The following is a 26,954-nucleotide window of genomic DNA, read 5'->3' as shown; positions in this document are numbered from 1 at the left end:
TGCAGGCGGGGGATTGCGGGTTTGGCGGATGAAAAAAAAGGTTTTCAGAGGCCGTCTGAAAACCTTTTGCGCGCTTATGCCTGATGGTCTGCGCTTTGCTCCGCCGCTTTTTGTTTCTGCTCCGCTTTGGCCGCTTTGCGTCTGGCGCGGGATTCGGCGAATTTTTCGCGGTAGAAGCGGCGGCGGCTGCGGGTCCGCCACCAAAACCAGCCCAGCAGTGCCGCGCCGACGGCAATGGCGGCAAACAAGCCGTGCTGCACCTGGTGGACGGTTTTCATCAGCCATTCGCGGTTGGTCGCGCCGTAGTCGCCCAGATACACCCAAATCGGCACGGACACGAGGGCGGCAAGGCCGTCCATCATGATAAAGCGCAGCACGGACACTTTGCCGCTGATGCCGGCGGTCATGTAGATGGGGGTGCGCAGGCCGGGCAGGAACCGGGCGACAAACAGCACCCAGTTGCCGTATTTCTCGAATTTTTCTTCAACCTGGGCATAGCGTTGCGGGGTCATCACGCGGGCGATGAAGCGGAAGCGCATGATGTTGTCGCCCCACAGGCGGCCGGCGGCGAACACGAGGCCGTCTCCCGCCAGTACGCCGGCAATGCCCACGGCCACCATGATGTGCGGGTCGGTATAGCCCAGCCCGGAGATGATCCCGCCGGTTACCAGAGTAATGTCTTCGGGTATCGGCACGCCGAAACCGCAGGCAAGCAATACGGAAAACACGGCGGCGTATCCGTATTGGAGGAAGAAGTTTTCTAAAAAAGCTGCCATAAATCCTGTTTCCTCGAATGTTTCGTGCTGCACCCGCCGTGCGGCATAAAGCGGGAAATCCGCAGCGCAAGGCCGTCTGAAAAGCGCGGATTATACCGTAACGCCCGTTTTTCAGACGGCCTTATCCTATTTTTGCGCAGCCTGCCGGATGGCTTGGGCAATGCGTTCCGCACCCTCGCGGGCGGCATCTTCGCGGCGTGCTTCCGCCATCACGCGCACGACGGGTTCGGTGCCCGAGGCGCGCAGGACGACGCGGCCTTCGCCGGCCAGCTCTTTTTCCACTTCGGCCAGCACGGGTGCGGCCGCGCTCTGCCAGTCCTGTCCTTTGGCAATGCGCACATTGATCATGGTTTGCGGGAAGGCTTTCCAGTCTACCGCCGCTTCCAAATCCTGCCCCAGCGTTTTGAGGGCGGCGAACACCTGCAAGGCGGAGATGATGCCGTCGCCGGTGTTGTGTTTGTCCATGCACAGGATGTGGCCGGAGGCTTCGCCGCCCACCTGCCAGCCGCGCTGTTGGAGCTGTTCGAGCACATAGCGGTCGCCGACTTTGGCGCGGGCAAACGGGATGTTTTTTTCGGCCAGGGCAAGCTCCATCGCCATATTGGTCATCACCGTGCCGACCACGCCGCCCGCCAGCCTGCCTTCCTGTGCGCGGGCTTTGGCAACGATGTAAATCAGTTTGTCGCCGTCGTAGACTTTGCCGTTTCTGTCCACCATCAGCAGGCGGTCGCCGTCGCCGTCGAGTGCCACGCCGTAGTCGGCTTCGTTTTGCAGCACGGCCGCTTGCAGGGTTTTCGGATGGGTGGCACCGCATTTGTCGTTGATGTTGTAGCCGTTCGGCGCGTCGGCAATGCTCACCACTTCCGCGCCCAGTTCGTGAAACACTTTGGGGGCGACGTTGTAGCCCGCGCCGTTGGCGGTATCGACGACGATTTTCAGGCCGTAGAGGTCGAGATGGTTGGGGAAGGCGGATTTGCAGAACTCGATGTAGCGGTCGTCCGCGCCGCTGATGCGGCGGGCGCGGCCGAGGTGGTCGGAGTGTTCGGTCTGCACCGCTTTTTCGAGTTCGGCTTCGATTTCCAGCTCGATTTTGTCGGAGAGCTTCACGCCGCCTTCGGCAAAAAATTTGATGCCGTTGTCGGCATAGCCGTTGTGCGAGGCGGAAATCATCACGCCGGCGGCAAGCCGCAGGGCGCGGGTGAGGTAGGCGATGCCGGGCGTGGGCAGCGGGCCGGTTTGGATGACGTTTGCGCCGGCGGCGGTAAAGCCGGCCACCAATGCGGCTTCGAGCATATAGCCGGAAATACGGGTGTCTTTGCCGATAATCACCGTCGGACGGCCTTTGCCGTCGTGCTGCACCAGCACCCTGCCCGCCGCGTAGCCGAGTTTCAAAACAAAATCGGGGGTAATCGGAAACTGCCCCACTTCGCCGCGCACGCCGTCGGTGCCGAAATATTTTTTGGCCATAAGCCGCTCCTTTGTTTGACAGAACAATAAATTAAATCCAAAACAACCGCTTGCGGAAGATTGGGCGCGCAGCAAACCGCCGTATCCGGCACATTCCGCCCGTGCGCCGGCCAGCGCGGCTTGGTTTGCCCGACTGCTTCTGCCTTGGTGAGGCCGTCTGAAAACGGCAGGCAGGCTTTTCGGAAACGCCATCCCGCGCAGGCAGGGGCGGCCTCCTGTCCGAATCAGGCCAAATCCCCGCCCAAGGCCGCCCACACTTTCAGCGCGTCGGCGGTTTCCTTCACATCGTGTACGCGCAGGATTTTCGCGCCGCGCGCCGCCGCCGCCAAAGCCGCCGCCACGCTGCCCGCCGCCCTTTCAGACGGCCTCTGCTCGCCGCTCAATTCGCCGATCATCCGTTTGCGCGACACGCCGGTCAAAAGCGGCAGGCCGCATTCGGCGGACAGGGTGCGCAGGCCGTGCATCAGGGCGGTGTTGTGCGCCAGCGTTTTGCCGAAACCGAAGCCCGGGTCGAGTACCAGCCGCCGCCGCGCGATGCCCGCCGCTTCGCACGCCTGCGCCCTTTGGCGAAGATAGGCCGCCACTTCGGCCGCCACATCGCCGTAACAAGGGTTGTCCTGCATGGTTTGCGGCAGGCCTTTCATGTGCATCAGGCACACGCCGGCGCAGCCTTCCCGCGCCAGCAGCTCCGCCGCGCCCGCGTCTTCCAGAGCCTGCACGTCGTTGATGATGTCCGTCCAGCCTTTGTCGAGCAGGCGGCGCATGATTTCCGTGCGCCGCGTGTCCGTGCTGACCGGCACGCCCCAGCGCGCCATTTCCGGCAATACGGCCGAGAGCCGCCGCCATTCTTCTTCAAGCGGCACAAAGTCCGCACCCGGCCGCGTCGATTCGCCGCCGGCATCCAAAATGTCCGCGCCCTCGCGCAACAGCTTTTCCGCGTGCGCCAGCGTGCTTTTCACGTTGGCCGAATACGTGCCGCCGTCGGAAAACGAATCGGGCGTGAGATTGACGATGCCCATGATTTTCGGCGCGGCCAAATCCAGTTCAAACCGCCCCGCCTGCCAAAGTGTCGCGCCCATCGCGCCCTCCGCCGCCGTGGTTGAAAGGCACGATTATATAATAACAATAAGAAGCCGCGCCGCCTCCGCCGAAAGCGGCGCGGCACAAAGCCGCCGTATCGGCTACAATGCCGCGCCGCCGTTTTCAGGCCGTCTGAAAACCGCTGCCGCCGTCCCGACCCGCCCGGAGGAAAGCCATGAACAAAACCCTGCACGATGCCGCCGTGCGCCGCCTGCAAGCCGCCCTCGGCCACACTTTCGCCAATCCCGCCCTGCTCGAGTGCGCCCTCACCCACCGCAGCTTCTCGTCGCGGCACAACGAACGCTTCGAATTTGTCGGCGACGCGGTGCTCAACTACACCGTTGCCCGTATGCTGTTCGACACTTATCCCGACCTGCCCGAAGGCCGCCTTTCGCGCCTGCGCGCCAACCTCGTCAACCAGACCGTGCTGGCCGAAACCGCCGCCTCGCTCAATCTGGGCGACGCGCTGCTTTTGGGCCCGGGCGAACTCAAAAGCGGCGGTTTCAGACGGCCTTCCATCCTTGCCGACGCGATGGAGGCCGTATTTGCCGCCGTCTGCCTCGATGCGGATTTCGCCGCCGCCGAAGCCGTCGTCCGCCGCCTCTTCCACAGCCGCGTGCAGAATATCGACTGCGGCGAAAAAGAAGCCAAAGACGCAAAAACCCGTTTGCAGGAAGCCTTGCAGGCGCAACGCCTCGCCCTGCCCAAATACCGCATCGACAAACAGGAAGGCGAAGGCGAAAACGCGTGGTTTACCGTATCCTGCGACTTGGGCGAACTCGGCTTCGTCAGCACCGCCCAAGCCTCCGGCCGCCGCGCCGCCGAGCAGGAAGCCGCCCGCACCGCCCTCGAATGGCTCGCCGCGCACCGTCCGCCGGCGAAAACGCCGCAAAAGCGCAGGCAGAAATAGCAAAAAGGCCGTCTGAAAACCGCCTCGGGCGGCAGCAAAACGGCGTTTTCAGACGGCCGCAAACTGTTTCAAAGCCGCCAACTGCTGCTACAATGGCCGCCCGCCGCATCAGGCCGTCTGAAACCCATTCCAAAGGAAACCCCATGTTCTCGAAAAGCCTCACCATCGCCAAATTCGACCCCGAGCTGGCCGCAGCCATCGCCGCCGAAGACCAACGCCAGCAGGACCACATCGAGCTGATTGCCTCGGAAAACTATGTCAGCTGCGCCGTGATGGAAGCGCAGGGCAGCCAGCTTACCAACAAATACGCCGAAGGCTATCCCGGCAAACGCTATTACGGCGGCTGCGAACACGTCGATGTGGCCGAACAGCTTGCCATCGACCGCGTGAAAAAACTGTTCGGCGCGGAATATGCCAACGTACAGCCGCATTCCGGCTCGCAGGCCAACCAAGCCGTTTACACTTCCGTACTCAAACCCGGCGACACCATTTTGGGCATGAGCCTCGCCCACGGCGGCCACCTCACCCACGGCGCAAGCGTCAATATTTCGGGCAAACTCTACAACGCCATCACTTACGGTTTGGACGAAAACGAAGTATTGGACTATGCCGAAGTCGAACGCCTCGCCCTCGAACACAAGCCGAAAATGATTGTGGCCGGCGCATCGGCCTACGCGCTGGAAATCGACTGGGCGAAATTCCGCGAGATTGCCGACAAAGTGGGCGCGTATCTGTTTGTCGATATGGCGCACTACGCCGGACTGGTGGCAGGCGGCGAATATCCCAACCCCGTGCCCTTTGCCGACTTCGTTACCACCACCACCCACAAAACCCTGCGCGGCCCGCGCGGCGGCGTGATTCTCTGCCGCGACAACACGCATGAAAAAGCCTTGAACTCGGCGATTTTCCCCAGCCTGCAAGGCGGCCCGCTGATGCACGTCATCGCCGCCAAAGCCGTCTGCTTCAAAGAAGCCTTGCAGCCGGAATTTAAGGAATACGCCAAACAGGTGAAAACCAATGCCAAAGCGATGGCGGAAGAATTGGTCAAACGCGGCCTGCGGATTGTGTCCGGCCGCACCGAAAGCCACGTATTCCTCGTGGACCTCCGCCCGAAAAACATCACCGGCAAAACCGCCGAAGAAGCACTCGGCAAAGCCCACATCACCATCAACAAAAACGCCATCCCCAACGATCCGGAAAAACCCTTCGTAACCAGCGGCATCCGCGTCGGCGCGGCCGCCATTACCACACGCGGCTTCAGCGAAGCAGACGCGCGCGAACTGGCCAATCTGGTGGCCGACGTGCTCGACAATCCCAACGACGAAGCCAATTTGGCAGCGGTGGCGGCAAAAGCCCAAGCCCTGTGCGCCAAAAACCCCGTTTACGGCGCGTAACAGGGCAGCGTAAACCATAGGCAGTCTGAAAGCGGTTTTCCACTTTCAGGCTGCTTTTTTGCCATTTCACGGAGCACAACTCCATGTTTATCGCCAGAAAAATCATTGCATCTTCCCTCTATCAACAACTATTGGCACAATTACAACAGCGCACAGGCATGAAAATGTATCCCGAATACGAAACCACGCTGGCACACCGCGACAGCCAATGCCTGGCGCGTGCCCGTTTAAGCGAAGACGATGTGATGCGCCTGCTGGCAACCGATGCCGCGCCGCTGCTGGATTTCGCCACGCGCTATTACGCAACATTCCGCGATGCACCAGACGAACAAGAATACCCCGCAGGCGAAACGCCCGATCCCGATGATGACGATGACAGCGAAACAATAGATTTAGGACAATGCCCCAACACGCTGCTGCATCATTTGATTCTGTATTACCTGCTCAAACACCGCCCCGATGATTTACTGCCCTATTTCCAAGCCATACGAATGCCGTATGCGGAAAAATTTGCGCGCGAAGTGGCAGCCGTGTTCCATCAGACAGCCTGAAATCCTGCAAAACCCGTTTTACGGCTTTTCAGACGGCCTCAAACCATATCCCGACACACCAACGGAATCCCTATGCCCAAACCGCAAGACGCGCTCTCCCGCCTCACCGACGCGCTCAAAGCCCTGCCCAACGTCGGCCCCAAATCCGCCCAGCGCATCGCCTTCCACCTGTTGCAGCACAACCGCGACGGCGCGGCCGAGCTGGCTGAAGCCCTGCAACACGCCCTGCGCCAGGTCCGCCACTGCGCCCGCTGCAACACCCTCTGCGAAGAAGAGCTGTGCGCCGTCTGCGCCGATCCCGCGCGCGACGGGCGGCGGCTGATGATTGTCCATATGCCCGCCGACGTGGCCGGCATGGAAGCAGCACACTGCCACGACGGCCTGTATTTCGTGCTGATGGGGCAGATTAGCCCCGCGCAGGGCATGGATCTCGACCACATCGCCCTCGACAAACTCATCGCGCGGCTTGCCGACAGCGAAGTCGAAGAAATCATCATCGCCACCGCCTTTACCGCCGAAGGCGATGCCACCGCCTACGTCCTTGCCGAACTTCTCAAAACCCTGCCCTGCAAAATCAGCCGCCTCGCACGCGGTATGCCGCTGGGCGCGGAACTCGAATACATCGATGCCGGCACGCTGGCACAGGCCGTGTACGAACGCAAGCAGTTGAAAGAATAGGAATGGAAACGGCGGCGGAAAACGACAGGCCGTCTGAAAACCGTATTGCAGCTTTCAGACGGCCTGCCGCAGCATAGCTGCCTACACCAGCCCGCGTTCGGAGAAAGACACCGCCCGCTGTGCGGTAATAATAAAATGGTCGAGCAGGCGCACGTCCACCAGCTCCAAAGCCTGTTTCAGACGGCCGGTAAAGGCAATGTCGGCGGCGGAGGGTTCGGGCGAACCGCCGGGATGGTTGTGGGCGAGAATGAGGGCGGAGGCGTAGCGGTCGAGGGCGAGTTTGACGATTTCGCGCACATACACCGCGTTTTCCGCCACCGTGCCGCGCGAGAGCTCCACGCAGTCGATCAGGCGGTTGCGGCTGTTGAGCAGCAGGGCCAGCGACACTTCCACCCGCTCGTGTCCCAGTTGCAGGCGCAAAAAGCCTGCGGCAGTCTGCGGATCGGACATCGGCTCGCCCTCGCGCAGCTCTTCGGCCAGCACGCGGCGGCCGATTTCGCGCACCACGGCAAACTGGGTAAAGCCCGCCCGCCCCATGCCCTTATGCCGCACCAGCTCGCGCTCGGGCGCGCTCATCAGGCGGCCGAGGCTGCCGAATTCGTTGAGCAGGTAACGCGCCAAATCCACCGCGCTCATGCCTTTGATACCCGTGCGCAGCAGCACCGCCAAAAGCTCGGCATCGCTCAACGCCGCCGCGCCGAAGGCGGAGAGCTTCTCGCGCGGCCGCTCGCCTTCGGGCCAGTCTTTGATGCTCATGTTTTCCCTTTCCGCTATTGCCAATGTGTATGGAGAAAAAATAAAAACAGGCCGTCTGAAACCGTTTTCAGACGGCCTCGAAACCGTTTGGCCGCATCAGGCACGGAAAAACCGCCCGCAGCACACTTTAAACTTTCTGCCCGAGCCGCAGAAACACGGACTTTGCGCGGCGGGCAGGGACACGGTGGGGTCGATGAAATACCAGCAGCCGCCCGTGCGCACAAAGGCCGAAAGCTCGTGATGCGCCTGCCGCGTGCCGTCCGCGCCGGCGTAAAAAGCGGCAAACTCCACTTGCGCATGACGTGTGCCGACGTTGCGAAAACCGCGTATTTCCAAGCCGAGCCACCGCGTTTCGCGGCTCCATGCGGCAATGGCGGCGGTGTCGAGCAGGCCTTGCTGGGCAGGTACGGTGGTTTGCACGATGTAGCCGGCCAGTTGCAAAACATAGGCGGCATAGCGCGAACGCATCAGCGCAAGCGCGTCGGCGGCGGGCGCACCCGCATGGAGCGGGCGGCAGCATTCGGCGTACGACAGCGCGGATTGGCAGGGGCAGGCTTGGTTTTCCATGTTTTCAGACGGCCTTTTGGACAGACGGCGCAGTATAGCAGGCACGCTGACGCGCACAGCCGTTTCTTGCTATCATGACAGCCGTTTTTCATTCAGGAGCAAGGCCGATGGACATCCTCTTTATCGCCGACCCGATGGCCGGTTTCAAAACCTACAAAGACACCACCTATTCGATGATGCGCGAAGCGGCGCGGCGCGGCCACAAGCTGTTCCACACCCTCTCGGGCGAATTGTCGGCAAACGGCGGCACGGTATCCGCACAGGCCGCGCCTTTCGATTTTCTCGGTGCGAAAAACAACCACGACCACGCCTGGTTCCGCGCAGGAAGCAGCGTTCAAACGGCCCTGACGGAATTTGACGCAGTGATTATGCGCACCGACCCGCCCTTCGATATGCAGTATCTCTACGCCACACAGCTCCTGACGCTGGCCGAAAACCACGGCGCAAAAGTATTCAACAGCGGACAGGCCATGCGCGATTTCAACGAAAAGCTGGCCGTACTGGATTTCCCGCAGTTTTCCCCCTCCACCATCGTTACCACCCGCGCCGCCGACGTGCGCCATTTCCTCGCCGAACACGGCGACATCATCGTCAAGCCGCTCGACGGCATGGGCGGCATGGGCATTTTCCGCCTCACCGGACACGACCCGAATACCGGCAGCATTTTGGAAACCCTGATGCGGATGGAAACCCGCACCATCATGGCGCAGCGTTACATCCCCGAAATCGTGCACGGCGACAAACGGATATTGGTCATCGGCGGCGAAGTGGTTCCCTACGCGCTGGCACGGATACCGCAGCATGGCGAAACGCGCGGCAACCTGGCGGCCGGCGGACGCGGCGTGGCGCAGAACCTGTCGGCACGCGACCGCGAAATCGCCGAAACCCTCGCCCCCGAACTGAAACGGCGCGGCATCCTGCTGGCCGGTTTGGACATCATCGGCGAACACCTCACCGAAGTAAACGTAACCAGCCCGACCGGTTTCCAAGAAATCACGCAGCAAAAAGACTGCGACGTGGCCGCCCTCTTCACCGACGCAGTAGAAGCGGCGGTTTGAACAGGCTTTGAGGCCGTCTGAAAAACCGTTTCCCGTTTTTTCAGACGGCCTCTGCCCTTTCCTGCGACATCTTCGGGAAACGCAACATGGACTTAATCGAACGCATCCGCCGCTTTTTCGCCGAAAACGAAATTGGAGAAACCGCCGGCACGCCCGACACGCCGCAGGACGTCGCCGACATCGGACAAATGCTGAACCTGCGCCCCAACCCACTGTATCAAAAAATTATTTCCGAATTCGGCCCATGCTACCTCGGCTTGGAACTCTACGCCCGCCACCGCCCGGACGACGGTGTCATCATCCAAACCCAATGGTTCCGCCAAGCCGCGCAAGACGCGGGTTTGTCCGGCTACGAACACTTCCTCGCCATCGCCGACAACGGCAGCGGCGACAAAATCCTGCTGGGCGCGGACAGCAACGAACTGTTCCTCTTCGCCCACGACAGCGGCGAAATCCTGCCCCTCGCGCAAGAATACGGCTGCGCGGGCACGCTGGACGGCCTCATCGGCGAATACCTCGAAGAAGAGGAAAACCGGAACGGCAAAGAAGACAAAGACGCACAGGCCGTCTGAAAAGGCTTTGAGGCCGTCTGAAAACGCAAAAACGGCTGTTCGGACGGCCTGCTCCTGTTTCCTGCTTTTTTAAAGAGAACATTTTATGCAAAAACCCACACCCGACAGCTACGCCGGACAAATCAAAGGCAAAACCGGCCTGCGCCGCATCATCAACGCCTGCGGCTACTCGCGCGACGGCTTCAAAGCCGCCTGCGAAGAACAAGGCTTCCGCCAGCTTCTGTGGCTCAATATTCCGCTGATTGTCCTGACTTTTTTCCTGCCTTTCGGCACCGCGTCCCAGATGATCCTGATCGCCGCCTCCTTCCTCTGCCTGATTGTCGAACTGTTCAACACCGGCGTAGAAGCCGCCGTCGACCACACCTCGCTGGAAAAACACCCCTTGGCCAAACGCGCCAAAGACGTATGCTCGGCCGCGCAAACCCTAGCCCTCGCCCTGCTCGCCCTACTGTGGCTCACCGCCCTCTGGCGCGAATACGGCTTTGCCTTTTTTTGAGTTCGGTCAAAGTTTTCCCTTGCGCCGATACCATATAACACATATAGTTTTCCCGTCAGCACAGCCTCCCGCAAACGCAAGGCCGTTGCCGGCATTTTTTTAAACCGTGTTTTGAAAAGGAAAACAGTATGAAAAAATTGTTCGCAGCAGCAGCAATGGTTGCCATGTGTCAGGCCGCTTTTGCCGAAGGCGTGTCCGTACAGAACTCATGGGCGCGCGAAACCGTCGGCGGCATGAAAAACGGCGGCGTATTCTTCGACTTGCAAAACGACACCCCCAAAGACATCATACTGGTCGGCGGCAGCAGCCCCGCAGCCAAAAGCGTGGAAGTGCACGAACACGTCCATGCCGAAATCACCGACCCGAAAACCGGCCAGAAAGCCATGGGCATGAAAATGCAGCCCGTACCCGGCGGCCTGAAAGTCGCCAAAGGCGAAACCGTTTCCCTCAAACCGGGCAGCTACCACATCATGCTGATGGGCTTGAAAAAACCGCTCAAACCGGGCGACAAATTCCCCGTTACCCTCAAATTCAAAGACGCGAAAGACCAAACCGTACAGATTGAAGTACGCGCCAACAACGCCGCCGCCAAAGGCGGTATGAAGCCGGACCACGGCCACGAACACGGCCATGCGCACTGATTCGGCCTAAACGGCATCATAAAGGCCGTCTGAAAACCCATAACCGGCGTTTCGGGGTTTTCAGACGGCCTTCTCCTGCCAATCCGCCCGCCGCCCGTCGGCTTGCCCGCCATCCGAAAGCAAGGTAGTATCCCGCCTTTGATTTTCCAGCCACATAAATTCAACAGAGACACAAATGATCAGCGACATTCAGAAAACCGCCGAAAGCAAAATGCAGCGTTCCTTGGAAGTATTGAAAGAAAACCTCGCCAAAGTGCGCACCGGCCGCGCCCACACCGGCCTGCTCGACCAAGTGGAAGTGGAATACTGGGGCAGCATGGTACCCGTCAGCCAGGTAGGCAGCGTAACCCTGCTCGATGCCCGCACCATCGGCGTGAAACCCTTTGAAAGCAATATGGCCGCCAAAATCGAAAAAGCCATCCGCGATTCCAACCTCGGCCTCAACCCCGCTTCCGTCGGCGACCTCATCCGCGTCCCCATGCCCATGCTGACCGAAGAACGCCGCAAAGACCTGATCAAAGTCGTACGCGGCGAAGCCGAAGAAGGGCGCGTCTCCATCCGCAACGTACGCCGCGATGCCAACGACCACATCAAAAGATTGCTGAAAGACAAAGAAGTATCCGAAGACGAAGCCCGCCGCGGCGAAGAAGCCGTACAAAAGCTCACCGACAAATACACCGCCGAAGCCGACAAAATCCTCGCCGCGAAAGAAGAGGATCTGATGGCGGTGTAAAGGCCGTCTGAAAAAACGCCCTTTACCACAAGGACTTTCCGTGAAAAGCAGCACCCAGGCCGTTCCCGAACACCACAGCATCCCCCGCCACATTGCCGTCATCATGGACGGCAACGGACGCTGGGCGAAAAAACGTTTCCTGCCGCGCGTCATGGGACACAAAAAAGGCTTGGACGCATTGGAAAACCTGTGTGCCGAATGCTCGGCCGCAGGCGTGGAATACCTGACCGTTTTCGCTTTTTCCACCGAAAACTGGCGCAGGCCGCCGGACGAAGTCGGCTTTCTGATGAACCTGTTTTTACAGGCACTGCAAAAACAGGTTCGGCGGATGCACGAACACAATATGCGCCTGAAAGTCATCGGCGACCGCAGCCGCTTCAATGCCCAAATCACCGCCGGTATCGAAGCTGCCGAAAAACTTACCGCAGCCAACAGCGGCCTCACCCTGACCATCGCCGCCGACTACGGCGGCCGCTGGGACATCCTGCAAGCCGCCAACAGGCTGCTTGCCGAAGGCAGAAGCGAAATTACCGAAAGCGATTTGAACGCCTGCCTGATGCTCGGCAACGCCCCCGAACCCGATCTCTTCATCCGCACCGGCGGCGAAAAACGCATCAGCAATTTCCTGCTCTGGCAGATGGCCTACGCCGAACTCTACTTTACCGACACCCTGTGGCCGGACTTCGACAAAAAAGCCTTCACGGACGCAATCGCTTCCTTCCAAAAACGCGAACGCCGCTTCGGCCGCACCTCCGAACAGCTGCCGCAGGAACAGCAGAGAAACTGAACCCATGTTGAAACAACGCATCATCACCGCCCTGATTCTGCTGCCCGTCATGCTGGGTATGCTGTTTTGGGCTTCCGACACCCTGTGGGCGGCTTTCTGCGCCCTGATTGCCCTGACGGCCTTATGGGAATACGCCCGCATGACCGGCATTTCCCAGCGCGAACGTACGCCGTATCTTGCCGGTACGGCGGTTTTCATGCTGTTTGCCGCAGCCGGAAACTGGATGCTGCCTGCCGTCGGCTGGTTGGCCGTACTCGCATTTTGGCTGGCCGTTATGCCCTTGTGGCTGAAAAACAAATGGAAGCTGCAAGGCGGCTGGCGCGCCTATGCCGCCGGATGGATGCTGGTACTGCCTTTCTGGTTTGCCCTTACCGTCCTGCGCGCCGACATCGGCGCACTGCCGCTCTTGGGCATTATGGGCGTAGTGTGGGTTGCCGACACCGCCGCCTATTTTTCCGGAAAGGCATTCGGCAGACGCAAACTCGCCCCTTCCATCAGCCCGGGAAAAAGCTGGGAAGGCGTGGCCGGCGGCCTCGCGGCGGTGCTGGTATACCTTGTCTGCTGGTTTGGATTTAATGCCACCACAATCATTGCCGGTATCGTGCTGACCGCCGCCAGCGTTTGCGGCGACCTGCTCGAAAGCTGGCTCAAACGCGCCGCAGGCATCAAAGACAGCAGCAGCCTGCTGCCCGGACACGGCGGCGTATTCGACCGTGTGGACGGCCTGATTGCCGCCGTAAGCGTTTTTGCCGCCTGTTACTTTCTACTTTAAACCGCAAAGGAGCGGATCATGCCGGAGCAAAACCAAAAATCCTCCCTGCCCGTTTTGGGCGTACTGCTTGCCGCCGGACTGATGGCGGCGGCCTTCATCCTCGGCGTACAATTTAAAAATTTCCGCCAACCCGGCACGATCACCGTCAAAGGCTTGGCGGAAAAGAACTTCCAGTCCGACAGCGCAACCTGGCGCAGCGGCGTCGCCCTGCACGGCGACAGCTATCAAGCCGTGCTGGACGGGCTCGGCAGCGAAAGCAAGAAACTGGCCGCTTTCCTAAAAAAGCAGGGTTTTGACAACGCGGAAATACAGACCGGCCTGCCGCAGGTAGAGCGTGTCTACAAAGACATCCGTAACGAACAGGGCGAAATCGTCGGCCGCAGCCCGAACGGCTACGACGGCACGCTGCACATCACCGTCAACACCAAAAAACTCGATAAAATCCAAGCCGCGCAAACCGCCATCCGCAGCCTGCGGGCGAAAAACGACTTCATCGACTTCGATGCCCCGCAATACCTGCTCGGCAATCTCGAAACCATCAAACGCGACCTGATTACCCAAGCCACCGAAGACGCGCAAAAACGCGCCGCCGAATTTGCCAAAACCGGCGGCGGCAAAGTCGGCGCGATGCGCTCCGCCTCGCAGGGCTCGTTCAACATCTATTCCGACAAAGGCAGCAGCGAAGACGAAGACTACGGCGGCACCTACGACAAAACCACCGTCGGCAAACAGGTAAGGCTGGTGGTAACGATAGAATACGCCATCGACTAAACCCGTTTTCAGCCTGCCTCCAAGCCGCAAAAGGCCGTCTGAAAACCTGCCGTCCGTCAAAAACACATCCGTAGCAAGCAATAACAGACATGCCGCCGTTTTCAGACGGCCTGAACAGAATAAAAATATGCCCCAAACCCTTACCATACTCGGCAGTACCGGCAGCATCGGCGAAAACACGCTGGACGTAGTATCGCGCCATCCCGACAGATTCCGCATCTTCGCGCTGGCAGGACACAGACAGGTGGAAAAGCTGGCGGCACAATGTGTACGGTTTGCACCGGAATACGCCGTAACCGCCGATGCCGGACACGCCGCCGCACTGGAAAAACTGCTGCGCGACCAAAGCTGCCAAACCCAAGTGCTATACGGAGCGCAAGCTCTGGCCGACATCGCCGCCGCAGACTGCGTAGACGGAGTAATGTGCGCCATCGTCGGTGCGGCGGGTCTGCCTTCCGCGCTGGCCGCAGCCAAAGCAGGCAAAACCATCTATCTGGCCAACAAAGAAACACTGGTCATGTCCGGTGCGCTGTTTATGGAAACCGCCCGCGCCAACGGTGCGCAAGTGCTGCCGGTTGACAGCGAACACAATGCCGTATTCCAAGTATTGCCGCGCGGCTGCGCAGGCCGTTTGGACGAACACGGCATCCGCTCCATCATCCTTACCGCGTCGGGCGGCCCCTTTCTCGATACCGACCCGGCCGAACTGGAACACATCACGCCCGCCCAAGCGGTAAAACACCCGAATTGGCGTATGGGCAGGAAAATTTCCGTCGATTCCGCCACCATGATGAACAAAGGCTTGGAACTGATTGAAGCGCACTGGCTGTTTGACTGTCCTCCGGCACGGCTGGAAGTGGTTATCCACCCGCAATCGGTGGTACACAGCATGGTGCGCTATCTCGACGGATCGGTACTGGCGCAGCTTGGCAATCCCGATATGCGTACGCCGATTGCCTACTGCCTCGGCCTGCCGCAGCGCATCGAATCCGGAGCGCAAGCACTAGACTTCGAAACCTTGTCCGCCCTGACTTTCAGACAACCGGACTCTGCCCGCTTCCCATGTCTGCAGCTGGCCTACGAAGCCATGAACGCCGGCGGTGCCGCCCCGTGCGTATTGAATGCGGCAAACGAAGTGGCCGTCGCCGCCTTTCTCGACGGAAAAATCCGCTTTACCGACATCGCACGCACCGTGGCACACTGCCTGAACGGCAGCTTCCCAAACGACACAGGAAGCCTGGAAAGCCTGCTCGATCTCGATGCGCAAACGCGCAGACAGGCACAGGCGTTTTCAGAGCGTCCGAACGCAAAACCATATTTTCAGACGGCCTCAAACCATACAGAGGCCGTCTGAAAACACAGCAACAAAACATTAACCGGGGAAAACATTGCCGTCCTTTCTGCTTAACGCCTTATCCACCGCCGCATCTTTCATTGTCGCCATCCTCGTGCTGGTCAGCCTGCACGAACTCGGCCACCTGCTTGTCGCCCGCTGGTGCGGCATCAAAGTGCTGCGCTTTTCCGTCGGCTTCGGCAAACCGTTTGTTACCAAACGCTGGCGCAATATCGAATGGTGCCTTGCGCCGATACCCTTGGGCGGCTACGTCAGAATGGTCGATACCCGCGAAGGCAAAGTAGCCGAAACCGACCTGCCCTTTGCCTTTGACAAACAGCATCCGGCAAAAAAAATCGCCGTCGTCGCTGCCGGCCCGCTGACCAACCTGATACTCGCCTTCCTGTTATACAGCTTCAGCTTCTCTTTCGGCATCAACGAAACCAAACCCTATGTCGGCACAGTCGAGCCGTACAGCATCGCAGCCCAAGCCGGCTTTCGCTCTGGCGACCGCATCAGCGCGGTAAACGGCGAACCCGTAACAAACTGGGGCGACGCGCAAACCGCCATCGTGCTGGATTTGGAAGCCGGCAAAGTCGAAGTGGCCGTTACCGACGAAGCAGGCAGGGCGGCCGTGCGCACCATCAACATCGCCGGCACGCAGGCTGCGGACGATGTGGCGAAAAACAGCGGCTACATCGGCCTTGCCCCATACCGCATGACCCAAACCATCGCCAAAGTCATGCCCGACAGCCCCGCCGCCCGTGCAGGCCTGAAAGAAGGCGACACCTTATTGTCCGCCGACGGCAAACCGATTGCCGACTGGCTCTCGTGGACGGACTTGGTGCGCCAAAGCGCGGGGCGCAAAATCGACATCGCCTACCTGCGCGGCGGCCAAACCATGCACACCGCCGTGCGCCCCGAAGCCGAACGGATAGGCGGCGAGCTGGTCGGCCGCGTCGGCCTGGCAGCGCAAACCGATAAAGTGTGGGACAAAGAAGTCCGCTTCCGCTATCATCCCTCCCTTGGCGAATCGGTGGCACTGGGCTGGAAGAAAACCACAGGCTACATCAGCCTTACCGTCCGTTTCTTCGGCCGCCTGCTCGGCGGACAAGCCTCGCTGCAACACGTTTCCGGCCCGCTGACGATTGCCGACGTGGCCGGCAAAACCGCCGCCATGGGCTGGCAGCCCTATATCGAATTCCTTGCCCTGGTCAGCATCAGCCTCGGCGTAATGAACCTGCTGCCCGTTCCCGTACTCGACGGCGGCCATTTGGTGTTTTACAGCATCGAATGGCTGCGCGGCAAACCGCTTTCCGAAAGCATACAGTCTGCCGGGCTGCGCATCGGGCTGGCACTGATGCTGATGCTGATGGTTTTGGCTTTTTTTAACGACATTACCCGTTTGTTTGGATAACTTTATGAAAATGAAAAAACTCACCCTCGCTTTGATGATGTTGGGCCTGTCCCTGCCTGCCGCCGCCGACTTTACCGTCCGCGACATCCGTGTGGAAGGTTTGCAGCACACCGAGCCGGCCACCGTATTTACCTATCTGCCCGTCAAAGTCGGCGAAACATTCCGCGACGGACAAAGCGAAGAAATCATCAGCAATCTCTACGCCACCGGTCTTTTTGACGACGTGCGCGTGGAAAGCATGGGCGACCAGCTCCTGCTGACCGTGGTCGAACGCCCCGTCATCGGCAGCTTCGAAGTCAGCGGCGGCAAGCTGATTCAAAACGATGCCATCAAGAAAAACCTCGATGCTTTCGGCCTGGGGCAGTCCCGCCCGTTCAACCAAGGCCGTCTGAACGAAGCCGTGGCCGGTTTGAAGGAAGAATATAAAAAGCAGGGCAAATACGCGGTGGAAATCACCCCCGAAGTTACCCGTCTGGCACGCAACCGCGTGGCGGTACAGCTAAAAATCGACGAGGGCAAAACCACCACCATCAACGACATCGAATTTGAAGGCAACCAACGCTATTCCGACCGCCGCCTGCGCCGCCAGATGTCTTTGAGCGAAGGCGGTTTGTTTACTTGGATTACCAAATCCAACCGCTTCAATTCCGACAAATTCTCGCAAGACTTGGAACGCATTACCGACTTCTACCAAAACAACGGCTATTTTGACTTCCGTATCGTCAATACCGACGTACAGATGAGTGCGGATCAGAAGCACCAAACCATGAAGATCACCGTATCCGAAGGACAGCCTTACCGCTGGGGCAAGGTCAGCATCGACGGCGATACCCGCGAAGTGCCGAAAGAAGAACTCTACAAGCACCTGAAAATGAAGGAAGGGCGCAAATACGAACGTGCGCAGATGCTGGAAAGCCTGGAAAAAATACAGCAGAGCATGGGTACGGCGGGCTACGCGTTCAGCGAAGTAAACGTCATTCCCCAGCCCAACCGCGAAACCGGCGTGGTGGATTTCGTTTTGCAGGTCGAACCAAACCGCAAAGTATATGTAAACAAAATCAACATCTCCGGCAACAACAAAACCCGGGACGAAGTCGTGCGCCGCGAGCTGCGCCAGATGGAAGCCGCGCCTTACGACGTGTCCAAACTGCAACGCTCGAAAGAGCGCGTCGAACTTTTAGGCTATTTCGACGATGTGAAATTCGAAGCGCGTCCGGTTGAAGGCACGCCCGACCAGGTAGATGTCGACATGAGCATCAACGAACGCGCCACCGGTTCGCTCGATGTAAGCGCGGGCTGGGTGCAGGATACCGGCCTGGTTATGGCGTTCGGTGTGGCGCAGGACAATCTGTTCGGTACAGGCAAATCCGTTTCCGCCCGCATCTCCCGCAGCAAAACCACCAACAACGCCTCGCTGTCGTTTACCGACCCCTATTTCACACCCGACGGCGTGAGCTTGGGCTACGACCTCTACGGCAAAACCTACGATCCGCGCAAATCCTCTTCCTCCACCACCAGCAACAGCCGCTACAAAACCTCCACCCTCGGCGCAGGCATCCGCATGGGCGTGCCGGTAACCGAATACGACCGCGTAAACTTCGGCCTCGGTGCGGAACATATGCAGGTGGAAACCTTCTCGGGTGCGCCGAAACGCTACCGCGAATTTATCGAAAAACACGCCAGTAACCAAACCAACGGCATCGGCAAATACAAAGGCTGGACCATCAAAGGCAGCATCGGCTGGGGGCGCAACAAAACCGACAGCGCACTGTGGCCGACAAGGGGCTACGTCGTCGATGCCAACCTCGAAGGCGGCCTGCCCGGCGGCGACCTGCTGTATTACAGCCTGACCCACAACCAAAAATGGTTCTTCCCGTTGAGCAAAAACTTCACCCTGATGCTCGGCGGCTCGGTCGGCACGGCCGACGGCTACGGTAAAACCAAAGAGCTTCCCTTCTTCCAAAACTTCTACGGCGGCGGCTTGGGTTCGGTACGCGGCTACGAAAGCGGCACACTCGGCCCGAAAGTTTACGACGTGGACGGCGACAAAATCAGCTACGGCGGCAACAAAATGCTCTCCGGCACCGCCGAACTGCTGTTCCCCTTCCCCGGCATCAAAGACAGCCGCAGCGTCCGCCTGAGCCTGTTCGCCGATGCGGGCAGCGTGTGGGACGGCAAAACCTACAACGATGCCAGCAGCGACCCGCTGGGCGGCAGAACGGTACAAAACGTGTACGGCGTAGGCACCAGCCACCATTCCACTTTCAAGGAAGAGCTGCGCTACTCCGCCGGTGCGGCCGTTACCTGGCTTTCGCCGCTGGGGCCGATGAAGTTCAGCTACGCCTACCCGATTAAGAAAAAAACCACCGACGAAATCCAACGCTTCCAATTCCAGTTGGGCACCACCTTCTAAAACTGTTTGAAACGGAAACCGCATGATAAAACGGAAACCACAGATAAAGCGGTGGGCTGCCATACTGGCCGCTGCGGCCTGCTTGGCCGCTCCCGCTGCGGCAGAGGGTCTGCGCAAACTCGGTTTTATCGACGTGGATCGGGTATACCGCGAATCGAAGCAGGCACAGAACATACAGGCCAAGCTCGACGAAGAATTTTCGCCGAGACAGAAACGGCTGGAACAAATGCAGCGGGATGCGGCGGAATTGGAACGCAAAGCCGCCGCCACCAAAGCCGGCAAAGCCCGCGACGGCCTGCTTGCCGAACTGCAGCGGCACAACCAAACCCTCCGCAGCGAACAGTCCAAGCTGGCCGAAGACTACGACCTGCGCCGCAACGAAGAGTTTGCCGCGCTGCAACGCAATGCCGACAAGGTAATGATCGACCTGGCAAAAAAAGAAGGCTACGACCTGATTGTCCACGATGTCATCTTTATAAACGCCAAATTCGACATTACCGACAAGGTAATCCGCGAAATGAACCGCTGACCGCCTGCCTGTTTCCCCGTTTTTCAGACGGCCTCCTCCGTATTTGAGGCCGTCTGAAAACATAAAACGGGCCGTTGCCAATCCGTTCGAAACGCATATGAGCCAAACCTACACCCTTTCCCAAATCACGGCCAAACTCGGCGGCCAAGTGCGCGGCGAAGACATCGCCGTCCGTGCCGTGCGGCCGCTGGATGAGGCCGAAGCCGCAGACATCAGCTTTCTTGCCAATCCCAAATACAAACACGACATGCACGCCAGCCGCGCCGGCGCGGTGATTGTGTCGGAAGCGGCCGCTGCCGGACTGGAAGGCCGCAGCCTGATTGTCGCCGCCGACCCGTATCTCTATTTTGCCAAAGTGGCCAGGCTGTTTTCGCCTGTGGCCAAAGCGCGCGGCGGCATCCATCCCACAGCCGTTATCGAGCCGACTGCAAAAGTACCCGCAAGCTGCGAAATCGGCGCGCACACCTACATAGGCGCAAACACCGTACTCGGCGAAGGCTGCCGCATACTCGCAGGCGCGGTAGTCGAACATGACTGCACGCTGGGCGACGAAGTCGTCGTCCGCCCCAACGCCGTGATTTATTACGGCTGCGCACTGGGCAAGCGCGTAGAAATCCACAGCGGCGCGGTCATCGGCGCAGACGGCTTCGGGCTGGCGTTCGACGGCGGCTCGTGGTTTAAAATCCCGCAAACCGGCGCGGTAACGCTGGGCGACGACGTGGAAATCGGCTCGAACACCAATATCGACCGTGGCGCGATGAGCGACACCACCGTCGGCTGCGGCACCAAAATCGACAACCAGGTGCAAATCGGCCACAACTGCAAAATCGGCAGCCATACCGTCATCGCCGCCAAAACCGGCATTTCCGGCAGCGTTACCGTCGGCAGCTACTGCATCATCGGCGGCGGGGTCGGCACGGTCGGCCACATCGAAATCGCCGACAAAACCACCATCGGCGGCGGCACTTCCGTTACCCACAGCATCACCGCAAGCGGGCAGCACATTGCCGGCATTTTTCCGATGTCGTCCCATAAGGAATGGGCGCGCAACGCCGTCCACATCTCACGGCTGAGCGACACCTCCAAACGGATCAAACAACTCGAACAGCAACTGGCCGAACTAAAAAGCGGCAAATGAAACAGGCCGTCTGAAAAGCGCACTTCCTTTTCAGACGGCCTCCCGACAACAAAACAGGACCACAACGCAATGGACATCCAACTCCCTATCGAAGCACGCGAAATCCAAGAACTCCTGCCACACCGCTTCCCCTTCCTCCTGCTCGACCGCATTACCGCCGCCGAACCGGGCAAATCGCTGAACGCCATCAAAAACGTAACGTTTAACGAACAGTTTTTCCAAGGCCATTTTCCCGAATCGCCCGTGATGCCGGGGGTATTGATAGTGGAAGCGATGGCGCAGGCCTGCGGCGTATTGGCCGTGTTGAGCCAGGGCAGCACCAAACGCCGCGAAGGGGAAATCACCCTGTTTGCCGGCTTGGACAACGTCCGCTTCAAACGGCAGGTCATTCCCGGCGACCGCCTCGATTTCGAAGTGGAGCTGCTGGCACACCGGCGCGGCATCGGCAAATTCAACGCCACCGCCAAAGTAAACGGCGAACTGGCCTGCGAAGCCACCATCATGTGTGTCCAGCGGATTGTCGAAAAAGGCTGAGCACCGTTTTCAGACGGCCTGTACGGACTCCGTACGGGCATCGCGCCGATACGCATCCGCAGCCATAAAGACATCAGGCAGCAATACGGCGGGCCGGTTCGCCCGCCGGACACAACGCCCGATTTGCGCCATCACGAAAGGAAAGCCATGACCCTCATCCATCCGACTGCCGTTATCGACCCCAAAGCCGAGCTGGATTCCGGCGTTAAAGTCGGCGCATACACCGTCATCGGCGCAAACGTGCAAATCGGCGCAAACACCGAAATCGGCCCGCACGCCGTCATCAACGGCCACACCACCATAGGCGAAAACAACCGCATCTTCCAGTTTGCCAGCCTCGGCGAAATCCCGCAGGACAAAAAATACGCGGGCGAACCCACCCGCCTCGTCATCGGCGACAACAACACCATCCGCGAATTCACCACTTTCAACCTCGGCACCGTAACCGGCATCGGCGAAACCCGCATCGGCAACGGCAACTGGATTATGGCCTACTGCCACCTCGCCCACGACTGCGTCATCGGCAACCACACCGTATTTGCCAACAATGCCTCGCTGGCGGGACACGTTACCATTGGCGACTACGTCGTCTTGGGCGGCTACACGCTGGTATTCCAGTTCTGCCATATCGGCGACTACGCCATGACCGCCTTCGCCGCCGGCGTACACAAAGACGTACCGCCCTACTTCATGGCCGCAGGCTACCGCGCCGAACCGGCAGGCATCAACAGCGAAGGTATGCGCCGCAACGGCTTTACCGCCGAACAAATCTCCGCCGTAAAAGAAGCATACAAAACCATCTACCTGCGCAACATCCCCTACGAAGAAGCCAAAGCCGACATCCTTACCCGCGCCGAAACCCGCCCCGAGCTGGCGGTGTTCAAAGACTTTTTCGCCGCCTCCACACGCGGCATCGTGCGCTGAAACCGTTTCGCAACAAGCTGCGGATACAGGCCGCCGGGCTGCACGGATCAAAGCGCGGCCGACAAACCTTAGAGGCCGTCTGAAACCGCAAAACGGTTTTCAGACGGCCTCATTTGCCATATTCCCCATCCCGTTACCACATTTGAAAAACACGCCGCCGCCATGATGAAAAACATAAAGAAATATCTGAAATTACATCTCGAAAAAAGAGAAAGCAGCTTTCAAACGCAGGGATGCTACTATCCGCCCGCTTCCTGGGAAGAATTCGAACGCTGGAACGAAAGCACTTTCGATCAGAATTTTTCAAAATGTTCAGACGATGACAGTATTCTGACAACGAAAATATATATCAGCCTGTTTGACAATTTGAAAGACTTTGCGTTTTACAGCGTTTTTAAGGATTTGGATTTTGAAAAATTAAACAATGCCCTGTTTCAAACATCCAGAGAAGAGCTGTTGAAAACCTGCATTTTTCCCAGCGGCACAGACCATTGCCATGCCTTTTTTGAAAGTCTGTCTGCCTTTGCCTGCAATGATTTCGAAGTGATAGAAAGCCTTTTTCCCGCAGAGCTGCCTTCCGGTGCGGGCAGGTATTACACCGAGAATGCAGTAAACCTGCTGAAAATCCTTTATTTCGGGCAGGAAGACCTGAAAGAAGAAGCCTTGCGCAAAGCGGAAAAATTTTTGCAGAAGAAAAAAACGGCGTGGGAGCGGCTGTGTGTGCTGTATTTGCTGGCTTTAATGGAAAAAAATGCCGAAAAAGCATCGGAGTGTTTGCAGGAACTCTGCGCGGCATACCAAAAACTGGGTTTTCCGCGCGAGAAGACAGACAAACTGTTTGCCCAGGAAATCCACGGCCTGTACCGTTTGGCAAGGACGGTTGACGCGGATTTGTTTGAAAAAATAACCATGCCCGTCCACGACTGCTTTTTTCGGGAATTTGAGCATTGGCAGCGGGAAAACGGCTATCCGAAAGGCCGGATATTTTATTTTTACCCGCCGAAAATGGCTTATATGAATGCCGTTTTGCAGGCGCAGTTGCCCAAAATGACGCTTTACGAACAAAAATATGACGACGGACGCAGATATATCTATAAAAATGTAGAAAAATTTGCGTCGGATTTGACGGAAGAAGTGCAAAAGACAACTTTATAAAATTAAGGGCAGAATCGGAATCTGCCCTTAATTTTTTCAAACAAAGGCGGAAGGCGCGCGGCACCGCCGGCCGTTTCAGCGCGGCTCTGCCGCATATTGCGCCAAAATACCGGCGAAGGCCGCGCCCGTTTCGGGGTGTTTGAGGCCGTAGGCGACGGTGGCTTCGAGATAGCCGAGTTTGCTGCCGCAGTCGTAGCGTTTGCCTGCAAAGGCATGGGCGAGGACGGTTTCGTGATCCAGCAGGCGGGCGATGCCGTCGGTAAGCTGGATTTCGCCGCCCGCGCCGCGCGGCAGGTTGGTCAGCAGGTCGAAAATGCGGGGTGTCAGGATGTAGCGTCCGACCACGGCCAGATTGGATGGTGCTTCTTCGGGCTTGGGTTTTTCAACGATATTGGTAATGCGCCGCAGGCTGCCGGCGGCGGCCGTTTCCACGATGCCGTACGAGCCGGTCTGCTCGGGGGACACGGTTTCCACGCCCAAGACGCTGCTGCCGCTCTGCCCGTAGATTTCAATCATCTGCCGCAATGCGCCTTGCGGCGCGTCGATCAGATCGTCTGCCAGAATGACGGCAAACGGCGCATTGCCGACGGCGGCGCGGGCGCAGAGGACGGCGTGTCCCAGCCCGAGTGCCTCTGCCTGGCGGATGTAGAGACAGGTAATGCCTTTGGGCAGGATGTTGCGGACGTGTTCGAGCAGCCTGTCTTTATGGCGCAGCTCGAGCTCGCTTTCCAATTCGTAGGCTTTGTCGAAATGGTCTTCGATGCTGCGCTTGTTGCGCCCCGTTACAAACACCATTTCGGTGCAGCCGGCTTCCACGGCTTCCTCTACGGCGTATTGGATCAAGGGTTTGTCGACGATGGGCAGCATTTCTTTGGGGCTGGCCTTGGTAGCGGGCAGAAAGCGCGTACCCATGCCGGCAACGGGGAAAACGGCTTTTCTGACGGCTTGGGGCTGGTGGCTCATGGTTTTTTCCTTTTATGTTTTCAGACGGCCTGCTGTGTGTTTGCATCTTGACCGAGCATGGCCAGCAGCTCTGCTTCGTTTAAAACGGCAACATTCAGCGTAAGGGCTTTTTCCAGCTTGCTGCCGGCGGCTTCGCCCGCAACGAGGTAATCGGTTTTTTTCGACACGCTGCCCGACACTTTGCCGCCTGCCGCTTCAATCATGGCTTGTGCCTGATCGCGTTTGAGGGTGGGCAACGTGCCGGTTAAGACAAAGGTTTTGCCTGCCACGGCTTCATTGAGGCCGTCTGAAACGCTTGCGCCTGCGGTGTTTTCAGACGGCCTGTGCGCCGTTTCCGCGAGAAACGCGATGGTTTGCCGCAGCAGTTTTCCGTTTTGCGGCACGCTGCGCCAAGCCTGCCAGTCGGCGGGCAGGGCTTTGTCGTTTAAGAGTGCGTCTGTGTTCCGTCCCGCCAAATCCCACAAAGCCTGCGCTTTGTTTTCGCTGGTTTTGAAACCGGGCAGGCGGGAGAGCCAGCATTGCGGTGCTGCGTAATCGGAAACAGGCAGGGTAACGGCCTGTATTTTCGGGACGACACCTTCGGCCAGCAGCTCGTCTATCATCGCCTGCTGCGCGGCCTGGCCGAAAAAGTGGGCAACGGAGCGGGCGACGACTCCGCCGATGTCGGGCAGACAGGCGAGTACGGGTTCGGGCGCACGGCGCACGGTGTCGAGCGTGCCGAAAGCCTGCGCCAGCGTTTTGGCGGTGCGCTCGCCGACATGGCGGATGCCGAGTGCGAACAGAAAACGCGCCAAATCGGGGGTTTTGCTGGCGGCAATGCCGTCGATGATGTTTTCCGCCCACTTGGTCGGCTGTTTTTTGGTTTTGGCGGCGGGCGTTTCCGTGAGGCCGTCTGAAAACCCTTTGCTGTCGTTTTCAGACGGCCTTTCGGCCTGTTCCGCCGTTTCTTTCATTTTTTGCAGGGCGGGCACGTTCAGGCGGTAGAGGTCGGCGAAATGACGCACGATGTCTTGTGCGACAAGCTGCTCGATTTGTTTCTGCCCCAGTCCGTCGATGTCCATTGCCTTACGCGAGGCGAAATGAATCAAGCCTTGTGCGCGTTGGGCTTGGCACAGCATTCCGCCGCTGCAACGCGCTACGGCTTCGCCTTCTTCGCGTTCGATGGGGCTGCGGCAGATGGGACATTCGGCAGGCAAAACGTAGGGCGGATAGGCGGGTTGTTGTTTTTCAGACGGCCTTTGGACAAACAAATCACCGTTTGCGCCGGTATCGGCAATGCCTGCCGCCGCCGTCGGGCGGCGTTCCGCCACCACGCGCACCACTTCGGGAATCACGTCGCCCGCGCGGCGCACGACCACGGTATCGCCCACGCGCACATCCTTGCGCGACACTTCGTCCTGATTGTGCAGCGTGGCATTGGTAACGGTAACGCCGCCGACAAACACGGGTTTCAAACGGGCAACGGGCGTAGCCGCGCCGGTGCGGCCGATTTGCACATCGATGGCTTCAACCACGGTCAAGGCTTCTTCGGCGGGGAATTTGTGGGCGACCGCCCAGCGCGGCGCACGCGAGATAAAGCCCAGTTCGTGCTGCTGCGCCAGACTGTTTACCTTCACAACCATGCCGTCGATTTCATAAGGCAGGGCGGGGCGTTTTTGCCGCATTTGTTCGTAAAACGCCAAAATTTCGGCCATGCTGCCGAAACAGCCGCAGTTCCCTTCGGGCAGGGCAAAACCGAGCCTGCCGCAATAGTCCAGCTCCTGCATATGCGTTCCGGCGGAAAAGCCGCCCTCCTGCCGCGCGATGCTGTAAGGGAAAAAATGCAGTTTGCGCTGCGCCGTGATGCGCGGGTCGAGCTGGCGCAGGCTGCCCGCCGCCGCGTTGCGCGGATTGGCAAACGGTTTGCGGCCGTTTTCTTCCTGACGGAGATTCAGCGCGGCAAAATCGGCTTTGAACATCAGCACTTCGCCGCGTATTTCAATCAGCGCGGGTGTGTCGCCGCCGCGCAGCCGCAAGGGAATGTCGGATACGGTGCGGATGTTTTGCGTAACGTCTTCCCCGCTGCTGCCGTCGCCGCGCGTGGCGGCCTGCACCAGTACGCCGTCGCGGTAGAGCAGGCTCACGGCGAGGCCGTCGAATTTGGGTTCGATAACGTATTGCGGCGGCTTCCCGCCCAATCCGCCGCGCACGCGCTCGTCAAACGCCGTCATTTCCGCATGGTCGAATGCCCCGCTTTCATCCTGCGGCGAAAAAGCGTTGCTGAGCGAGAGCATAGGCACTTCGTGGCGCACTTGGGCAAAGGCGGACAACGGTGCGCCGCCGACACGCAGGGTGGGGCTGTCGGGCAGTTTCAGGGCGGGATGGGCGGCTTCGAGGGCTTCGAGTTCGTGGAACAGACGGTCGTATTCGGCATCCGGCACGCTGGGCGCGTCGAGTGTGTAATATTCGTAGCCGTAGCGGTTGAGGAGATCGGTCAGTTCGCGGATTTTTGCGGCGGTGTCGTTCATGGCGGTGTCGTGGGAGGCTTCGGGAGGGGAAA

At 59.1% G+C, this 26,954-nt stretch carries 27 protein-coding genes; 20 read left to right on the top strand and 7 right to left on the bottom strand.

All coding sequences use genetic code 11. The features are described 5' to 3' along the window. Positions 1-74 precede the first annotated feature (74 nt). From DYE40_RS05835 to folP, 3 genes are all read right to left on the bottom strand, one after another. Complete coding sequence (locus DYE40_RS05835; protein WP_115308323.1) at positions 75-776, bottom strand: DedA family protein; 702 nt, start codon at positions 774-776, stop codon at positions 75-77. A gap of 126 nt (positions 777-902) precedes the next feature. Then, positions 903-2,243 (bottom strand): phosphoglucosamine mutase, encoded by a 1,341-nt coding sequence (gene glmM / locus DYE40_RS05830; RefSeq protein WP_115308132.1) that lies wholly within the window; start codon positions 2,241-2,243, stop codon positions 903-905. A gap of 224 nt (positions 2,244-2,467) precedes the next feature. Next, positions 2,468-3,322, bottom strand: coding sequence for a dihydropteroate synthase (gene folP, locus DYE40_RS05825; RefSeq protein ID WP_115308131.1), 855 nt, complete (start codon positions 3,320-3,322; stop codon positions 2,468-2,470). A gap of 176 nt (positions 3,323-3,498) precedes the next feature. Here folP and rnc point away from each other — a divergent pair, with 176 nt between their 5' ends. From rnc to recR, 4 genes are all read left to right on the top strand, one after another. Continuing rightward, positions 3,499-4,233, top strand: coding sequence for a ribonuclease III (rnc, locus tag DYE40_RS05820; protein WP_115308130.1), 735 nt, complete (start codon positions 3,499-3,501; stop codon positions 4,231-4,233). Positions 4,234-4,376: 143 nt separating this feature from the next. Next, positions 4,377-5,627: a serine hydroxymethyltransferase gene (gene glyA / locus DYE40_RS05815; RefSeq protein WP_115308322.1), complete on the top strand. Its 1,251-nt coding sequence runs from the start codon at positions 4,377-4,379 to the stop codon at positions 5,625-5,627. Between the two features lie 83 nt (positions 5,628-5,710). Further along, positions 5,711-6,178 carry a hypothetical protein gene (locus DYE40_RS05810; protein ID WP_115308129.1) on the top strand — a complete coding sequence of 156 codons (468 nt, stop codon included), beginning with the start codon at positions 5,711-5,713 and terminating at the stop codon, positions 6,176-6,178. A 72-nt stretch (positions 6,179-6,250) separates the two neighbouring features. Continuing rightward, positions 6,251-6,856 carry a recombination mediator RecR gene (recR, locus tag DYE40_RS05805; protein ID WP_115308128.1) on the top strand — a complete coding sequence of 202 codons (606 nt, stop codon included), beginning with the start codon at positions 6,251-6,253 and terminating at the stop codon, positions 6,854-6,856. 81 nt (positions 6,857-6,937) lie between these two features. On the opposite strand, the gene radC is transcribed toward recR, so the two are convergent. Both radC and DYE40_RS05795 read right to left on the bottom strand, forming a co-directional pair. Continuing rightward, complete coding sequence (gene radC / locus DYE40_RS05800; RefSeq protein ID WP_115308127.1) at positions 6,938-7,612, bottom strand: RadC family protein; 675 nt, start codon at positions 7,610-7,612, stop codon at positions 6,938-6,940. Between the two features lie 96 nt (positions 7,613-7,708). Further along, positions 7,709-8,179: a YchJ family protein gene (locus tag DYE40_RS05795; protein ID WP_115308126.1), complete on the bottom strand. Its 471-nt coding sequence runs from the start codon at positions 8,177-8,179 to the stop codon at positions 7,709-7,711. 107 nt (positions 8,180-8,286) lie between these two features. Between DYE40_RS05795 and gshB the strand changes: the two genes are divergently transcribed. The 16 genes from gshB (at position 8,287) to DYE40_RS05715 (ending at position 23,452) form a co-directional block, all read left to right on the top strand. Further along, positions 8,287-9,237, top strand: a complete 951-nt coding sequence (gshB, locus tag DYE40_RS05790) for a glutathione synthase (RefSeq protein WP_115308125.1) — start codon at positions 8,287-8,289, stop codon at positions 9,235-9,237. 86 nt (positions 9,238-9,323) lie between these two features. Beyond that, complete coding sequence (locus tag DYE40_RS05785) at positions 9,324-9,809, top strand: hypothetical protein (protein ID WP_115308124.1); 486 nt, start codon at positions 9,324-9,326, stop codon at positions 9,807-9,809. 85 nt (positions 9,810-9,894) lie between these two features. Further along, entirely contained in the window at positions 9,895-10,305 is a 411-nt protein-coding gene (locus tag DYE40_RS05780; protein ID WP_115308123.1) for a diacylglycerol kinase, read from the top strand. A 128-nt stretch (positions 10,306-10,433) separates the two neighbouring features. Continuing rightward, positions 10,434-10,946, top strand: coding sequence for a copper chaperone PCu(A)C (locus DYE40_RS05775; RefSeq protein WP_115308122.1), 513 nt, complete (start codon positions 10,434-10,436; stop codon positions 10,944-10,946). A 175-nt stretch (positions 10,947-11,121) separates the two neighbouring features. Next, entirely contained in the window at positions 11,122-11,679 is a 558-nt protein-coding gene (gene frr, locus DYE40_RS05770; RefSeq protein ID WP_115308121.1) for a ribosome recycling factor, read from the top strand. Positions 11,680-11,719: 40 nt separating this feature from the next. Then, positions 11,720-12,466, top strand: coding sequence for an undecaprenyl pyrophosphate synthase (locus tag DYE40_RS05765; protein ID WP_115308120.1), 747 nt, complete (start codon positions 11,720-11,722; stop codon positions 12,464-12,466). Between the two features lie 4 nt (positions 12,467-12,470). Beyond that, the gene (locus DYE40_RS05760) at positions 12,471-13,238 is read left to right on the top strand and encodes a phosphatidate cytidylyltransferase (protein WP_115308119.1); all 768 of its coding nucleotides are present in this window, start codon (positions 12,471-12,473) and stop codon (positions 13,236-13,238) included. Between the two features lie 18 nt (positions 13,239-13,256). Beyond that, positions 13,257-14,009 carry an SIMPL domain-containing protein gene (locus tag DYE40_RS05755; RefSeq protein ID WP_115308118.1) on the top strand — a complete coding sequence of 251 codons (753 nt, stop codon included), beginning with the start codon at positions 13,257-13,259 and terminating at the stop codon, positions 14,007-14,009. A gap of 127 nt (positions 14,010-14,136) precedes the next feature. Next, a complete protein-coding gene (gene ispC / locus DYE40_RS05750; RefSeq protein ID WP_115308117.1) occupies positions 14,137-15,363 on the top strand; it encodes a 1-deoxy-D-xylulose-5-phosphate reductoisomerase in 1,227 nt (408 codons plus the stop codon). 34 nt (positions 15,364-15,397) lie between these two features. After that, positions 15,398-16,759 (top strand): RIP metalloprotease RseP, encoded by a 1,362-nt coding sequence (gene rseP / locus DYE40_RS05745; protein ID WP_115308116.1) that lies wholly within the window; start codon positions 15,398-15,400, stop codon positions 16,757-16,759. A gap of 4 nt (positions 16,760-16,763) precedes the next feature. Continuing rightward, positions 16,764-19,172: an outer membrane protein assembly factor BamA gene (gene bamA, locus DYE40_RS05740; protein ID WP_115308115.1), complete on the top strand. Its 2,409-nt coding sequence runs from the start codon at positions 16,764-16,766 to the stop codon at positions 19,170-19,172. 22 nt (positions 19,173-19,194) lie between these two features. Next, the gene (locus tag DYE40_RS05735; protein ID WP_115308114.1) at positions 19,195-19,701 is read left to right on the top strand and encodes an OmpH/Skp family outer membrane protein; all 507 of its coding nucleotides are present in this window, start codon (positions 19,195-19,197) and stop codon (positions 19,699-19,701) included. Between the two features lie 97 nt (positions 19,702-19,798). Beyond that, entirely contained in the window at positions 19,799-20,839 is a 1,041-nt protein-coding gene (gene lpxD, locus DYE40_RS05730) for a UDP-3-O-(3-hydroxymyristoyl)glucosamine N-acyltransferase (RefSeq protein WP_115308321.1), read from the top strand. A 69-nt stretch (positions 20,840-20,908) separates the two neighbouring features. Then, positions 20,909-21,373, top strand: coding sequence for a 3-hydroxyacyl-ACP dehydratase FabZ (gene fabZ, locus DYE40_RS05725; protein WP_115308113.1), 465 nt, complete (start codon positions 20,909-20,911; stop codon positions 21,371-21,373). Between the two features lie 147 nt (positions 21,374-21,520). Continuing rightward, positions 21,521-22,297, top strand: coding sequence for an acyl-ACP--UDP-N-acetylglucosamine O-acyltransferase (gene lpxA, locus DYE40_RS05720; protein ID WP_115308112.1), 777 nt, complete (start codon positions 21,521-21,523; stop codon positions 22,295-22,297). A 162-nt stretch (positions 22,298-22,459) separates the two neighbouring features. Further along, positions 22,460-23,452 carry a hypothetical protein gene (locus DYE40_RS05715; protein WP_115308111.1) on the top strand — a complete coding sequence of 331 codons (993 nt, stop codon included), beginning with the start codon at positions 22,460-22,462 and terminating at the stop codon, positions 23,450-23,452. A gap of 75 nt (positions 23,453-23,527) precedes the next feature. Here the strand turns inward: DYE40_RS05715 and galU are convergent, their stop codons facing one another. Together galU and ligA are read right to left on the bottom strand one after the other, a co-directional pair. After that, positions 23,528-24,415, bottom strand: coding sequence for a UTP--glucose-1-phosphate uridylyltransferase GalU (galU, locus tag DYE40_RS05710; RefSeq protein WP_115308110.1), 888 nt, complete (start codon positions 24,413-24,415; stop codon positions 23,528-23,530). A 20-nt stretch (positions 24,416-24,435) separates the two neighbouring features. Further along, positions 24,436-26,922, bottom strand: a complete 2,487-nt coding sequence (gene ligA, locus DYE40_RS05705) for an NAD-dependent DNA ligase LigA (RefSeq protein ID WP_115308109.1) — start codon at positions 26,920-26,922, stop codon at positions 24,436-24,438. Positions 26,923-26,954: the final 32 nt, after the last annotated feature.

It is taken from the genome of Kingella potus, from assembly GCF_900451175.1.
GTDB classification, from domain to species: domain Bacteria; phylum Pseudomonadota; class Gammaproteobacteria; order Burkholderiales; family Neisseriaceae; genus Neisseria; species Neisseria potus.
Note: the sequence above shows the minus strand (reverse complement) of the source record. Positions and strands in the feature narration are given on the sequence as shown.

Bases quoted from the DNA above. Each gene is read 5' to 3' on its own strand.
- bamA (WP_115308115.1), top strand. From the start codon at position 16,764: ATGAAAATGAAAAAACTCACCCTCGCTTTGATGATGTTGGGCCTGTCC.
- DYE40_RS05775 (WP_115308122.1), top strand. From the start codon at position 10,434: ATGAAAAAATTGTTCGCAGCAGCAGCAATGGTTGCCATGTGTCAGGCC.
- folP (WP_115308131.1), bottom strand. From the start codon at position 3,322: ATGGGCGCGACACTTTGGCAGGCGGGGCGGTTTGAACTGGATTTGGCC.
- lpxA (WP_115308112.1), top strand. From the start codon at position 21,521: ATGACCCTCATCCATCCGACTGCCGTTATCGACCCCAAAGCCGAGCTG.
- DYE40_RS05785 (WP_115308124.1), top strand. From the start codon at position 9,324: ATGGACTTAATCGAACGCATCCGCCGCTTTTTCGCCGAAAACGAAATT.
- gshB (WP_115308125.1), top strand. From the start codon at position 8,287: ATGGACATCCTCTTTATCGCCGACCCGATGGCCGGTTTCAAAACCTAC.
- DYE40_RS05780 (WP_115308123.1), top strand. From the start codon at position 9,895: ATGCAAAAACCCACACCCGACAGCTACGCCGGACAAATCAAAGGCAAA.
- glmM (WP_115308132.1), bottom strand. From the start codon at position 2,243: ATGGCCAAAAAATATTTCGGCACCGACGGCGTGCGCGGCGAAGTGGGG.
- DYE40_RS05755 (WP_115308118.1), top strand. From the start codon at position 13,257: ATGCCGGAGCAAAACCAAAAATCCTCCCTGCCCGTTTTGGGCGTACTG.
- frr (WP_115308121.1), top strand. From the start codon at position 11,122: ATGATCAGCGACATTCAGAAAACCGCCGAAAGCAAAATGCAGCGTTCC.
- fabZ (WP_115308113.1), top strand. From the start codon at position 20,909: ATGGACATCCAACTCCCTATCGAAGCACGCGAAATCCAAGAACTCCTG.
- DYE40_RS05735 (WP_115308114.1), top strand. From the start codon at position 19,195: ATGATAAAACGGAAACCACAGATAAAGCGGTGGGCTGCCATACTGGCC.
- lpxD (WP_115308321.1), top strand. From the start codon at position 19,799: ATGAGCCAAACCTACACCCTTTCCCAAATCACGGCCAAACTCGGCGGC.
- radC (WP_115308127.1), bottom strand. From the start codon at position 7,612: ATGAGCATCAAAGACTGGCCCGAAGGCGAGCGGCCGCGCGAGAAGCTC.
- ligA (WP_115308109.1), bottom strand. From the start codon at position 26,922: ATGAACGACACCGCCGCAAAAATCCGCGAACTGACCGATCTCCTCAAC.
- DYE40_RS05715 (WP_115308111.1), top strand. From the start codon at position 22,460: ATGATGAAAAACATAAAGAAATATCTGAAATTACATCTCGAAAAAAGA.
- DYE40_RS05795 (WP_115308126.1), bottom strand. From the start codon at position 8,179: ATGGAAAACCAAGCCTGCCCCTGCCAATCCGCGCTGTCGTACGCCGAA.
- galU (WP_115308110.1), bottom strand. From the start codon at position 24,415: ATGAGCCACCAGCCCCAAGCCGTCAGAAAAGCCGTTTTCCCCGTTGCC.
- recR (WP_115308128.1), top strand. From the start codon at position 6,251: ATGCCCAAACCGCAAGACGCGCTCTCCCGCCTCACCGACGCGCTCAAA.
- rnc (WP_115308130.1), top strand. From the start codon at position 3,499: ATGAACAAAACCCTGCACGATGCCGCCGTGCGCCGCCTGCAAGCCGCC.
- DYE40_RS05760 (WP_115308119.1), top strand. From the start codon at position 12,471: ATGTTGAAACAACGCATCATCACCGCCCTGATTCTGCTGCCCGTCATG.
- DYE40_RS05835 (WP_115308323.1), bottom strand. From the start codon at position 776: ATGGCAGCTTTTTTAGAAAACTTCTTCCTCCAATACGGATACGCCGCC.
- ispC (WP_115308117.1), top strand. From the start codon at position 14,137: ATGCCCCAAACCCTTACCATACTCGGCAGTACCGGCAGCATCGGCGAA.
- glyA (WP_115308322.1), top strand. From the start codon at position 4,377: ATGTTCTCGAAAAGCCTCACCATCGCCAAATTCGACCCCGAGCTGGCC.
- DYE40_RS05810 (WP_115308129.1), top strand. From the start codon at position 5,711: ATGTTTATCGCCAGAAAAATCATTGCATCTTCCCTCTATCAACAACTA.